The sequence below is a fragment of the Comamonas sp. GW821-FHT11H03 genome (assembly GCF_058807955.1).
Window position 1 is genome coordinate 309,682 of the sequence record NZ_JBXARF010000004.1, and the last position, 13,129, is coordinate 322,810.

Annotated in this window: 10 protein-coding genes; 2 read left to right on the top strand and 8 right to left on the bottom strand. The window is 60.9% G+C overall.

What is annotated here, in order from left to right; all coding sequences use genetic code 11:
* Positions 1-102: 102 nt before the first annotated feature.
* The 8 genes from hsdR to AC1RTQ_RS11975 all read right to left on the bottom strand — a co-directional run bounded on the left by hsdR (position 103) and on the right by AC1RTQ_RS11975 (position 9,643).
* Positions 103-2,703 (bottom strand): EcoAI/FtnUII family type I restriction enzme subunit R, encoded by a 2,601-nt coding sequence (gene hsdR / locus AC1RTQ_RS11940; RefSeq protein ID WP_492875960.1) that lies wholly within the window; start codon positions 2,701-2,703, stop codon positions 103-105.
* A 251-nt stretch (positions 2,704-2,954) separates the two neighbouring features.
* The gene (gene rng / locus AC1RTQ_RS11945) at positions 2,955-4,442 is read right to left on the bottom strand and encodes a ribonuclease G (RefSeq protein WP_302090196.1); all 1,488 of its coding nucleotides are present in this window, start codon (positions 4,440-4,442) and stop codon (positions 2,955-2,957) included.
* A gap of 139 nt (positions 4,443-4,581) precedes the next feature.
* The gene (locus tag AC1RTQ_RS11950; protein ID WP_492875962.1) at positions 4,582-5,196 is read right to left on the bottom strand and encodes a Maf family protein; all 615 of its coding nucleotides are present in this window, start codon (positions 5,194-5,196) and stop codon (positions 4,582-4,584) included.
* A 110-nt stretch (positions 5,197-5,306) separates the two neighbouring features.
* Positions 5,307-5,774 (bottom strand): 23S rRNA (pseudouridine(1915)-N(3))-methyltransferase RlmH, encoded by a 468-nt coding sequence (gene rlmH, locus AC1RTQ_RS11955; protein ID WP_003075623.1) that lies wholly within the window; start codon positions 5,772-5,774, stop codon positions 5,307-5,309.
* Positions 5,775-6,452 (bottom strand): ribosome silencing factor, encoded by a 678-nt coding sequence (gene rsfS / locus AC1RTQ_RS11960; protein WP_304352227.1) that lies wholly within the window; start codon positions 6,450-6,452, stop codon positions 5,775-5,777. It abuts the gene before it with no gap.
* Positions 6,453-6,681: 229 nt separating this feature from the next.
* Positions 6,682-7,635: an oxygen-dependent coproporphyrinogen oxidase gene (hemF, locus tag AC1RTQ_RS11965; protein WP_492875965.1), complete on the bottom strand. Its 954-nt coding sequence runs from the start codon at positions 7,633-7,635 to the stop codon at positions 6,682-6,684.
* Positions 7,635-8,927: a phosphoribosylamine--glycine ligase gene (gene purD / locus AC1RTQ_RS11970; protein ID WP_304352229.1), complete on the bottom strand. Its 1,293-nt coding sequence runs from the start codon at positions 8,925-8,927 to the stop codon at positions 7,635-7,637. The genes hemF and purD overlap by 1 nt, the downstream gene beginning before the upstream one ends.
* A complete protein-coding gene (locus tag AC1RTQ_RS11975) occupies positions 8,924-9,643 on the bottom strand; it encodes a YebC/PmpR family DNA-binding transcriptional regulator (protein ID WP_492875967.1) in 720 nt (239 codons plus the stop codon). Before AC1RTQ_RS11975 ends, purD begins: the two co-directional genes overlap by 4 nt.
* A gap of 80 nt (positions 9,644-9,723) precedes the next feature.
* Here AC1RTQ_RS11975 and AC1RTQ_RS11980 point away from each other — a divergent pair, with 80 nt between their 5' ends.
* Together AC1RTQ_RS11980 and AC1RTQ_RS11985 are read left to right on the top strand one after the other, a co-directional pair.
* Complete coding sequence (locus AC1RTQ_RS11980) at positions 9,724-11,259, top strand: helicase HerA-like C-terminal domain-containing protein (protein WP_492875969.1); 1,536 nt, start codon at positions 9,724-9,726, stop codon at positions 11,257-11,259.
* 258 nt (positions 11,260-11,517) lie between these two features.
* Positions 11,518-13,092 (top strand): methyl-accepting chemotaxis protein, encoded by a 1,575-nt coding sequence (locus AC1RTQ_RS11985; RefSeq protein WP_302090189.1) that lies wholly within the window; start codon positions 11,518-11,520, stop codon positions 13,090-13,092.
* Positions 13,093-13,129: the final 37 nt, after the last annotated feature.

A 13,129-nucleotide genomic window follows, 5' to 3' on the forward strand; every position in this document is an offset into this window, starting at 1 on the left:
CTCCTGAGGCAGTCGCCTTGCCCGAACCCGTTTGCGCAAGTCGTGTAAAAAATGCTGCCCACGCTTTTCAGAAAAGCGTGGGCAGCTATGCATTTTGCAAGCTTATGGATGGCCTGGCTGGTAGATGGCTTGGCCCAGATGGGCGATGGCAGCCTGGTAATTGAGCTTGGAGCCGCCAAAGCTCTTGATCAACTCCACTGGCGAGCCCATCTGGCTCAAGGGCTGGACCTTGAGCACATCGGTATTTTCAATGGCAGCAATGCCCTCGTCTGCGTACTTGTCGATCAAAGCGTCCAGCACCTTGCGGGCGGTTTCACCGTACTTGGCATAGATGCCATCGTCCTGCAGCTTCTTCCTGGCCCGTTTGGCCCGTTCACTGCGGGTGAGTATGGGCTGGTCGTAGGCGACGTGCAGCAGCACGTCGAACGGGTCAGCCCCTTGCAGGCTGCTGCCGTCGCCCTTTTCCAGTGACAACTCTTCGGTCAGCACATCAAGCAGCACGCCATGGTGCTGCAGCTCCTCGATCAAGGCTTGCTTGCGGTCGGCACTGCTCCAGGCCTGCATAAAGGCGTCCAGCGATTCGTATTTTTTGGCCAGGTTGATGCGGGTGAAGTCACGCAGGCTTTCCGTGACCAGCTTGCCGTTGGCGTCCAGGTATTGCACGCGCTCACGGGCAATGGCCACGGTGACGCGATTGCCGATCTGGTATTTGCGGGGCTTGTCCGTGGCGCCTGCCGCGCCAGCGCTACCACCAGTCCCGTCGCCATAGACGCCTGCCGGGTCCTTGGTGTTGCCGGTCGGCACGGAGCTGCTGTCACCCTGGCCATCGCCATCCGCGTCTGGCAACCAGCTGTCGCCGTCGATCACGGTGCTTTCATCGTCCGCGGGCGGCGGTGGTGGTGGCACCACATCGTCATCACCCGTGGGCTGGTAGATCTGCACGGGCTCACCGTCAAAGTCCTTGTCTGCAAACAGCTCCGTGGCGCGCTTGAAATCCAAAATCGTGAAGAACTGCTTGCCATGCTCTTCGTTCAACCGCGTGCCACGCCCAATGATTTGCTTGAACAGCGTCATGGACTTGATGTTCTGATCCAGAACTACGAGCTTGCAGGTCTGGGCATCCACACCAGTGCTCATCAGCTTGCTGGTGACGGCAATCACGGGGTCTGGGCTGTCAGGGTCGATGAAGTTGTCCAGCTCGCGCTTGCCCACTTCGTTGTCGCCAGTGATCTGCATCACGTATTTGTGGCGGCTGGCGCAGATGTCTTTGTTGGCCTGCGCCAGCGCGGCTGTCATGCGCTGGGCGTGGTCCACGTCTTCGCAGAAGACAATGGTTTTGGCGTTGCGGTCTGTGCCCTTGAGGTATTCGGTAATTTTGCCCGCCACCACGCGGTCGCGCAGGCCCAACACCAGATTGCGGTTCATGTCGGCCGCGTTGTAGATGCGGTCTTCAATGGGGTGTCCGTTGTCGTCCAGCATGCCCTTGGGGGGCCGCCAGCCGAAGGTGTCACGATCCAGATCGACGCGCACGACTTTGTACGGGGCCAGAAAGCCGTCTTCAATGCCTTCCTTGAGGGTGTAGGTGTAGACGGGCTCGCCAAAGTAGTTGATGTTGGAGGCATCTTCGGTTTCTTTGGGTGTAGCCGTCAGCCCCACCTGCGTAGCACTGCTGAAGTAGTCCAGAATCTCGCGCCATGCCGAATCTTCATTGGCGCTGCCACGGTGGCATTCGTCAATGACGATGAGGTCAAAAAAGTCGGGGCTGAACTGTTTGTACACATCATCCGCACCGCTCTTGCCGGTGACGGCCTGGTACAGGCCCAGATACACCTCATAGGCTTTATTGACTTGCTTGCCACCTGTGCTTTTCTTGCCTTTGGTGACTGCCAGCTTCAGCTCATCCACTGTGGTGACTCCATTGGCATCCACACGCTCAATGCCCTTGGCGTTGGGGCTGAGCTTGGCCATGCCCCCCTTGAAGGGCTTGAAGTCACCCACCATGGTCTGGTCCACCAGGATGTTTCGGTCGGCAAGGAACAACACCCGCTTTTTGGCCCCGCTTTTGAGCAGGCGCCAGATGATCTGGAAGGCGGTATAAGTTTTGCCGGTGCCTGTGGCCATGACTAGCAAGACACGGTTTTGCCCCGCGGCTACCGCCTCCAACGTGCGGTTGATGGCGTGCAACTGGTAATAACGCGGAACACGGCCATTGTCGCCTTGGTGGTAGGCGAAGCCATTCACACGGGTCTGTTCAGCTGACCAGCCTTTCCATTGCTGAAATAGCGCCCAAAGCCGCGCAGGCGATGGGAACTCGTCCATTTGGAGGTCGGTCAACAACTGCCCGTTAAAAAGCAAGCTGGCATCCCTGAATACAAAACCGTCGCCGTTGCTGGCAAATGCAAAAGGCACCCCCATGCGCTCGGCATATTCAGCGGCTTGTTGCATGCCCGCGCCAACGGCATGGCAGTTGTCTTTGGCCTCAATAACGGCCAAAGGCTGACCATACTGATGGCATAGCAAGTAATCTGCACGCAAAACTGACTGCAGATTGCGCTGTGCCTTCTGCCCTCTGACCACAATACGCCCTGGAGCAATGGTGTACTCACGGTAGATCTGATCCAACTCGCTCCAACCAGCATTCAGCACAGCCGGGCTGATGAATTTCGCACAAATGTCGGCTTCGCTAAGCTGCTTCTTGTCCATGCCATCCTCATTGCTTTTCACCGGGATTATGACGCGGATGTACAGCCCCTCAGTCGGACCTCGTGGTCATCTGGATTCGCAGGAATTTTCCATTTAATCCGTAGGCGTCGCCAACCTCGCCACACTGCTTCTACTTATAAATGCCAAATGCAAGTAAATCAGCTTGAAGAAGTTGAGCAACAAATTACTTTGAGCATTGTCTAAATTTGGAAAATGATTTCCAAATCAAATGACGCTGAATGCACTCTCACTCAAAGCAGAACAATGTCATATTGCTCCTGCGCCATCGCAGTCTCGGCCTGCAGGGAGATCGGCTTGCCGATGAAGTCGGAGAGGCTGGCCAGATGCTGGCTTTCCTCGTCGAGGAACATCTCCACCACCTTGGGGGATGCCACGATGCGGAACTCATGGGGATTGAACTGGCGCGCTTCGCGCAGGATTTCACGCAGAACCTCGTAGCAGATGCTGCGCGCGGTCTTGACGTTGCCCTTGCCGGAGCAGGCCGCACAGGGCTCGCACAGCATATGGGCCAGCGACTCGCGAGTACGCTTGCGCGTCATCTCCAGCAGGCCCAGCTGCGAGAAGCCGCCGGCCATGGTCTTGACGCGGTCGCGTGCCAGCTGGCGGCGGAATTCGGAGAGCACCTCGCCCTGATGCTCCTCGCGCACCATGTCGATGAAGTCCACGATGACGATGCCACCCAGATTGCGCAGCCGCAACTGACGCGCAATGGCGTGCGCCGCTTCCAGGTTGGTCTTGAAGATGGTGTCGTCAAAATTGCGCGCGCCGACATAGCCACCCGTGTTGACATCGATGGTGGTCAGGGCTTCGGTCTGATCGACGATCAGATAGCCGCCCGACTTCAGATCCACACGCCGCCCCAGCGCACGCGCGATTTCCTCGTCAATGTTGTAGAGGTCGAAAATCGGCCGCTCGCCCTTGTACAGCGCCAGCTTGGGCACTGCCGCCGGCATGTATTCCTGGCCAAAGCTCTTGAGCAGCGCAAACTGCTCGCGCGAATCGATGCGGATGCTCTGGGTGTTCTCGCCGACCAGATCCCGCAGCACACGCTGCAGCAGGTTCAGGTCCTGATGCAGCACCGACATCACGGGCAGCTTCTGCGCGGCATCCTTGATGCGCGCCCAGGTCTTGCGCAGATAGCGGATGTCATCGGCCAGCTCGGCATCGCTGGATTCCTCGCCATTGGTGCGCAGAATGAATCCGCCGCCCCCGCCGCCGTCCTTGGTGCCGACCAGCTCCTGCAGACGGGCCCGCAAGGCGTCGCGCTCGTTCTGGGGGATTTTCTGGGAGATGCCGATATGGTCGTCCTGCGGCAGAAACACCAGCAGGCGCCCAGCGATGCTGATCTGCGTGGACAGACGCGCGCCCTTGGTGCCTATGGGGTCCTTGATGACCTGCACCATGATGGACTGGCCTTCGAACACCTGCTTTTCGATGGGTGTCAGCGGCTGGTCCTTGCGCGCGAACATCGGGGCTTCGCCACTTTCCTGGCGCTGCCAGACATCGGCCACGTGCAAAAAGGCCGCACGCTCCAGACCGATATCGATGAAGGCGGACTGCATGCCGGGCAGCACGCGCGAGACCTTGCCCAGATAGATGTTGCCGACGAGCCCCCGCTCCAGCGGGCGCTCCATGTGCAGCTCCTGCACGGCACCATTCTCGACAATCGCCACCCGCGTTTCCTGCGGCGACCAGTTGATCAGAATATCTTGCTGCATTGACTGTCGTTCTTTCTTGATATGTCTTGGCTTTTGCTGCGCCCAGTGTGCGACGCGCGCATGGCTGGCGCAAGACAGCTGCCATGCAGACCTTCCCTTGGGCAAGCCTCAAGAACAGAGTGTCGATTGCGCCAAAGATTCAGAGCGGCCAGCCCAGCTGGCGCAAAAGCTCGGCAGTTTCGTAAACGGGCAGGCCCATGATGGCTGAATAGCTGCCGCGAATCTGCGCAATATGCGCGGCAGCCCTGCCCTGTATGCCATAGGCACCGGCCTTGCCCATGGGCTCGCCCGTGACCACATAGGCATCGATCTGTGCCTCGGTCATGGGCGCGAAGCGCACGGTGGACACCGACAGCGCCTGCAGACGCCGCCCGCCGCTTTGCAGCGCCACGGCGGTCAGCACCTCATGTTCGGCCCCGGAGAGCAGACGCAGGATGCGTCGCGCGTCTTCGGCATCGGCGGGCTTGCCCAGAATCTGCTTGCCCAGTGCCACGGTGGTGTCTGAGCACAGAATGGGCGCTGCCGGCAGACCGCGCCGCGCATGGCGAGCCACGGCCGCATCGAGCTTGCCGGCCGTCACGCGCTGCACATAGTCATGGGGATCTTCCCCGGCCAGCTCGGCCTCTATGGCCTCGGCATCCTCGGCGATATCGCCGGCTGCATTGGGCAGCAGCAACTCATGCGCTACGCCCAGCTGCTCCAGCAGCTGACGACGGCGGGGACTTTGGGATGCAAGATAGAGAAATGGCGCCATGATTTTGATTAAAAATGGACTCTAGCGCCCATATATAAAGCGCAACAGGCTATCAAAATCATAGTATCACGCACTGCGCGAAATTGCACGCAGAGTCCGATCACAAGCGCTTATTCGCGGTGGTAGGGATGGCCGGCATTGACCGACCAGGCGCGGTAGAGCTGCTCGATCAGCAGCACGCGCACCATGGCATGCGGCAGGGTCAGGTCGGAGAGACGGATGCGCTCATGTGCCGAGGCCTTGAACTCGGGGTCCAGCCCGTCGGGTCCGCCGATGACCAGGGCCACATCATCGCTCTCTAGCTGCCAGCCCTTGAGGCGCTGGGCCAGCGCCTTGGTGGTCAGATTGGTTCCGCGCTCGTCGAGGACCACGATGCGGGTGCCTCTGGGAATGGCGGCTTCGATACGCTTGCGCTCTGCCGCATACAAGGTCTCCAGCGTCTTGGAGCCGCGCGGCTCGGTCTTGACGGCCTTGAGTTCGACCTTGAGTTCGGGTGGAAAGCGCTTGGCGTAATCGTCGTAGGCCGTCTGCGCCCAATCGGGCACATGCAGGCCTACAGCCACGATGGTCAACTTCATTTAGGCCTTGGCGCGGGGAGCACGCTTGGCTGCGGGTTTGGCCGCAACCGGCTTGGCAGTACGGGGCGTGCTGGGCTTGACGATCACGGTCTTGACCGTCTTGGCAGCGGCGGACTTGGCAGCAGGCTTCTTGGCTGCAGGCTTGGCACCGGCTGCCGTTTTGGTGGCAGGCTTCTTGGCCGCAGCCTTCTTGGCGGCAGGCTTTTTCGCGACAACGGTGTTTTCTGCAGCAGCCTTTTCCACGGCCAGCTTGGCAGCCAGCTTCTTGGCGGCCACTTCGGCGGGCTTGGGCTTGGCGGCACCGATCTTCATGCGCACCGGTGTCTCGCCCCAGATTTCTTCCAGGCGGTAGTACTGGCGGATGGCCGGCTGCATGATGTGGCAGACCACCGAGCCGCAGTCCACGATGATCCATTCACCGTTTTGCTCACCTTCCTGGCGGGGCACGGGAAACCCTGCTTCCTTGACGGCTTCACGCACGCTGGAGGCAAGTGCCTTGGTCTGGCGGTTGGAAGTACCCGAGGCTACGATCACGCGCTCGAACAGCGGCGACAGTGCTTCGGTGTTGAACACCTGGATGTCGTGGGCCTTGACGTCTTCGAGGCCGTCAACAATGGCTCGCTGGAGTTTGGTGACGTCGCGCTTGGCTGCGGAATCCGATTTGGTGGAGGTGGTCATCAGGCGATGGAATCAGTAAATGATGGGATCAATATAGCGTGTGCTGCGCCACACCCGTATCAGGGCTGGGTTAGCGTCTGCGTTCAGGCCCCTAAGACCTGTGCTCTTCACGCATTGAAAAAGGTTGACGCGCCAGTCGATAGCGCGCATCCAGCTATGGAAATTATAGTTTTCAAAAAATTTCCTTGCTGACAGGGCTTTATGCGCTGCCGGCAAGGAAACAGACTGATTACAGCCAGTCGCGGCGAATCAGGAATTTATCCAGCAAATCACGCTCAGGGGTACCCGGTGCATCCTCGCGCTGATAGCTCCAGTCCGCATGGGGCGGCATGGACAGCAAAATGGATTCGGTACGGCCGCCGGACTGCAGGCCGAAATGCGTGCCGCGGTCCCAGACCAGATTGAACTCCACATAGCGCCCACGGCGGTATCGCTGAAAGTCCACCTGCTGCTGGGTGTAAGGCAAATTCTTGCGTCGCTCCACGATGGGCAGATAGGCCTTCAGAAAGGCATCGCCCACCGAGCGCAGCATGGCAAAGCTCTGCTGCTGACCCAATTCACTGAAATCATCGAAGAAGATACCGCCGATGCCGCGCTGCTCGTTGCGATGCTTGAGAAAGAAGTACTCGTCACACCATTGCTTGAAACGCGGGTAGAGCAGCTCGCCAAATGGTGCCAGCGCATCGTGGCAGGCCTGATGGAAATGCACGGCATCTTCTTCAAAGCCATAGACTGGCGTCAAATCCATGCCGCCGCCAAACCAGCAAGTCTTGGGCTGCCCCTCATGGCCGGCCGAGATCATGCGCACATTCATGTGCACCGTGGGTACCAGGGGATTGCGCGGGTGAAATACCAGCGACACGCCCATGGCCTCGAACGGCGCACCCGCCAGCTCGGGCCGGTGCTGTGTCGCCGAAGGCGGCAGCTGCGGCCCGCGCACATGCGAGAAACCGCAGCCTGCGCGCTCGAACACGCGCCCGCCCTCCATGATCTTGGTGACGCCGTTGCCTTGCAGCTTTTCGCCCGGCTCCTTGTGCCAGGCGTCTGCCAGAAAACGCGCACCACCCTCGCCTTCGATCGCTTCCAGCGCCTCGGTGATACGGGTCTGCAGACCCATCAGGTACTCACGCACCTCGGCCGCAGGCAACTGATCAGCCACAGAAGATGAGGATGCCTGGATCATCAGTCGGCTTTCTTGACGGCGCGGAAGCCGATGTCGCGGCGATACTGGGCTCCATCGAAATGGATGCCACGTGCCACGTCATACACCTTCTGCTGCGCCTGCTTGACACTGTCGGCCAGCACGGTCACACACAGCACGCGACCACCGCTGGTCACGGGCTGTCCGTCATCGCCCAGCTGGGTGCCGGCATGGAAGACCATGGCATCGTCGGCTGCGGCGGGCAGCCCCGTGATGACATCGCCCTTGCGCGGGTTTTCGGGGTAGCCGGCGGCAGCCATGACCACGCCCAGTGCGGTACGACGGTCCCACTGCAGCTCCAGCTGATCCAGCTTGCCTTCGCAGGCTGCCACCATCACGTCCACCAGATCACTCTTCAGACGCATCATGATGGGCTGGGTTTCCGGATCGCCCATGCGGCAGTTGAACTCCAGCGTCTTGAGATGCCCGGCCTTGTCGATCATCAGACCTGCATACAGGAAGCCGGTGTAGGGCACGCCGTCTTTTTCCATGCCGCGGATGGTGGGCAGGATGATCTCGCGCATGGCGCGGGCATGCACATCGGCCGTCACCACGGGCGCAGGCGAATAAGCGCCCATGCCGCCGGTATTGGGGCCCTGGTCGCCATCCTTGAGACGCTTGTGATCCTGGCTGGTCGCCAGCGCCAGCACGTTCTTGCCGTCGCACAGCACGATGAAGCTGGCTTCCTCGCCTTCGAGGAACTCCTCGATCACGACGCGTGCACCGCCTTCGTTGTGCTGGACACCGTACTTGTTGTCCACCAGCATGAAGTCCACGGCATCGTGGGCTTCCTGCAGCGACATGGCCACCACCACCCCCTTGCCGGCAGCCAGGCCGTCGGCCTTGATGACGATGGGAGCGCCCAGGCGATCCACATAGGCGTGGGCCGCGACGGCGTCGGTGAAGGTTTCATATTGCGCCGTGGGGATACTGTGGCGCGCCATGAAGTCCTTGGAGAAGGCCTTTGAGGACTCCAGCTGCGCTGCAGCCTTGGTCGGGCCAAAGACCTTGAGTCCGTGGGCACGGAACTCATCGACCACGCCGGATGCCAGCGGAGCCTCGGGCCCAACCACGGTCACGACAATTTTTTCGGCCTGGGCCCATTCGCGCAGAGCCTTCACATCGGTGATGTTGAGGTTCTCCAGCTTGCCGCCAGCCAGGGCAGTGCCACCGTTACCGGGAGCCACATAGACCTTGGTCGCCTTGGGCGATTCGGCCAACTTCCACGCCAGAGCGTGCTCACGGCCACCGCCGCCAATCACAAGAATTTTCATAGTTCTGCGTTGTGGTAGACGTCCTGAACGTCATCCAAGTCTTCAATCATGTCCAGCAGCTTCTGCATGCGAACTGCATCATCGCCTTCGAGAGCGATTGTATTTTCGGGGCGCATGGTCACCTCGGCCATGTCGGCGGTAAAGCCGGCGGCCTGCAGTACATCACGCACGGCTTCAAAGTCGCCGGGGGCCGTCAGCACCTCGATGCCACCTTCGTCATCGGTGATCACATCGTCGGCGCCAGCCTCCAGAGCGATCTCCATGACTTTTTCTTCGTCCGTGCCGGGGGCGAACATGATCTGACCCACGTGCTTGAACTGGAAGGCCACCGAGCCTTCGGTGCCCATATTGCCACCGTACTTGCTGAATGCATGGCGAACATCGGCCACCGTACGTACGCGATTGTCCGTCATTGTGTCCACAATGATGGCCGCGCCGCCGATGCCATAGCCTTCGTAACGGATTTCCTCATAGGTCACGCCGTCGAGGTTGCCCGTGGCCTTGTCGATATTGCGCTTGATATTGTCGGCCGGCATATTGGCGGCCTTGGCCTTGTCCACTGCCAGACGCAGACGTGGATTGGCACTCAGATCGCCGCCGCCTTGGCGGGCGGCAACCATGATTTCACGAATGATGCGCGTCCAGATGCGGCCACGTTTTTCATCCTGGCGACCCTTGCGGTGCTGGATGTTGGCCCATTTGCTGTGTCCTGCCACAGGGAATCCTTTGATATTTGATTTAACCTAGCGGGAGCGATTTTACTTTTGACTGCATGCCCCCCCAGAGGAAACCCGAAATGGCTTCACCCCTTTTGATTGCCCAGCACTCTGCCACAGAATGTGTCCTGCTGCCCGGACTGGCCAATCGGCATGGCCTGATCACCGGCGCCACCGGCACCGGCAAGACCGTCACGCTACAAAAACTGGCCGAAAGCTTCTCGCAAATCGGCGTGCCGGTCTTCATGGCCGACGTCAAAGGAGATCTGAGCGGCATCAGCCAGGCCGGCAAGATCGAAGGCAAGCTGGCAGCATCGCTCAAGGATCGCGGCCTGGACCTGCCCCAGCCCCTGGCCTGCCCCGCCACGCTGTGGGATGTGTTCGGCGAGCAGGGCCATCCCGTGCGCGCCACCATCTCGGACATGGGCCCGCTGCTGATCGGCCGCATGCTGAATCTGAACGAAACCCAGATGGGCGTGCTCAATCTGGTGTTCAAGATTGCCGACGACAACGGCATGCTGCTGCTGGATCTCAAGGATCTGCGCGCCATGCTGAACTTTGTGGGCGACAACGCCAAGCAGTTCACCACCCAGTACGGCAACATCAGCTCGGCCAGTGTGGGCGCCATACAGCGCGGACTGCTGGGCATTGAAAGCCAAGGCGGCGACAAGTTCTTTGGCGAGCCCATGCTCGACATCAGCGATCTGATGCAGACCGACGCCAACGGCATGGGCGTGATCAATGTGCTGGCGGCGGACAAGCTGATGAACGCGCCGCGCCTGTACTCGACTTTTTTACTCTGGCTTCTGTCCGAGCTGTTCGAGCAGTTGCCGGAGATCGGCGACCCCGAGAAGCCCAAGCTGGTGTTTTTCTTTGACGAGGCCCACCTGCTGTTCAACGATGCGCCCAAGGTGCTGATCGAGCGCATCGAGCTGGTCGTGCGCCTGGTTCGCTCCAAGGGCGTGGGCGTGTACTTCGTCACCCAGAACCCGCTGGACGTTCCTGACAGCGTGCTTGGGCAGCTGGGCAACCGCGTGCAGCATGCCTTGCGCGCGTTCACCCCACGCGACCAGAAGGCCGTGGCCTCGGCCGCCTCCACCATGCGCCCCAACCCGGGCCTGGATATTGCCGCCGCCATCACCGAGCTGGCCGTGGGCGAGGCCCTGGTCAGCTTCCTCGACGACAAAGGCCGCCCCAGCGTGACCGAGCGCGTGTTCGTGATTCCGCCCGGCAGCCAGCTCGGCCCCATCACGACCGAACAGCGCAAGGCCCTGATCGATGGTTCCCTGGTCGCTGGCGTCTATGAAAAAGCCGTGGACCGCGAATCGGCCTTCGAGATATTGCGCGACCGCACAGCGAGCGCAACGCCTGTCAAGCCCGGCGACGCCCCTGTCGCTGCCGGAGCGGCAGGCTCAGCCCAGCAAGCCAGCGCCACCGACTCCATGATGGACGGGCTCAAGGAGCTGCTGTTCGGGCGTACCGGCCCGCGCGGCGGCCAGCACGACGGTCTGGTGCAGACCATGGCCAAGTCCACGGTGCGCACCGTGGGCAACAGCCTGGGCAAGGAGATTCTGCGCGGCGTGCTGGGCGGCATTCTGGGCAACAAGAAGCGCTGATTCCAACGCACTCACTCGCTCCAAGGGCCTGCGTCAGCAGGCCTTTTTCATGGTCGCAGCAGAGAAAATCCTCAAGGCTGCACTCATTATGTCGATACATAATAAATCCAGCTCCTGGTGCCTGCCGCCAGACTCTTGGACATGTGCTGCTGCCTGCAGGCACAGTTGCTTCTTCCTCTACGCTAACCACGCTGCCCGGTCTTGCCGCAGACCACCAGTTCGCTCCGGCCGGGCAGTGCTTTTGCAAATTTTCAGCCAATGCAATTCAATCAATGGCGTGTATCCACCAAGCTGTGGTGCACTTTGGGCGGGCTTCTGACCATGATGCTGGCCGTCTCGCTGTGGAACCAGCACTCGTCCACCAAGGCCCTGCAAATCGGCATGCAGACCCTGGCCGACTATGACAATCGCATCAACCTCGCCCTGCAGTGGAAAGGTGCGACCGAGACCACGGGCGAGCGCGTGCTCACCAGCAATATGACCACCGACGAGGCGCTGACCCAGCGCATGGACGAGCGGGTCAGCGAAGGCGTGGCCGTCAACGGGGCACTGCAGGCGCAGGTCATCAAACTGGCTCAAAGCGACGCCGACAAGGCCGCTCTGCAAAAAATTGCAGCCGTGCGCGCCGAGGTTCTGGCGCTGAACAAGCAGGCGCGAGAGATCAAGCTGACCGGCGATATCGAAGCCATGCGCGACTTCATCCGCCTGCAATATCTGGGTGCCATTGCCCGTTATGTCGATTCGCTGCAGAGCTTTGTGAAGCTGCAGGAGCAGCAGCGCGACGCCGCCAGCCTTCAGCTTCAGCAAGACCACCAAAAAGCGATCTGGCTTTCATGGGCAGTACAGGCTCTTGTGCTGACGGCTGCTCTGGGCCTGGCGCTGGCCCTCACCCGCTCCATCACCCAGCCTCTGAACGAAGCCGTGGAGTTGACCCAGGCCATTGCGCAGGGCGATCTCACGGTGACCGCCGGCAACGACCGCCATGACGAGTTCGGCCACCTGCTCAGCTCGGTCTCGACCATGGCGGCCCAGCTACGCAGCCTGGTGAGCGATGTACGCACCAGCGTGCACTCCATCAGCACCGCCTCGTCCGAAATCGCCACTGGCAACCACGACCTGTCCGCACGCACCGAGCAGACTGCCGCCAATCTCGAGGAAACTGCGGCCAGCATGGAGCAGCTGACCGCCACCGTCGCCCAGGCCTCGGACACTGCCCGTCAGGCCAACCACCTGGCAGGCAATGCCGCACAGGTGGCTCAGCGCGGTGGCCATGTGGTGCAGTCCGTGGTCAGCAGCATGGGGCGCATCAGCGACAGCGCACACCGCATCTCCGACATCATCGGCGTGATCGACTCGATTGCCTTCCAGACCAATATCCTGGCCCTCAACGCGGCTGTCGAGGCCGCCCGTGCCGGCGAGCAAGGCAGAGGATTTGCCGTGGTCGCCGGCGAGGTACGCGCCCTGGCCCACCGAAGCGCCGAGGCCGCCAAGGAGATCAAGGCGCTCATCACCACTTCCGTGGACGCCGCCCAGGAAGGCGCCAGCCAGGTCTCCCAGGCGGGCCGCGTGATGGAGGAAATCGTCAGCAGCGTGAGCAAGGTCTCGGACATGATTGGCGAGATCAGTGCTTCGGCCATGGAGCAGCATGACGGTATCAGCCAGGTCAACCAAGCCGTGACCAACCTGGATCAGATGACGCAGCAAAATGCTGCCCTGGTTGAAGAATCCACGGCTGCCGCTGTCTCTTTGAGCGACCAGGCCCAGCGCCTGACCGGCATGGTGGCCGTGTTCAAGGTCCATACTGCGGACAGAGCGCCAGCCCTGACTGCCTGATCCTGGTCGAAGTTGCGGGAACACAGCATCCGGCTCT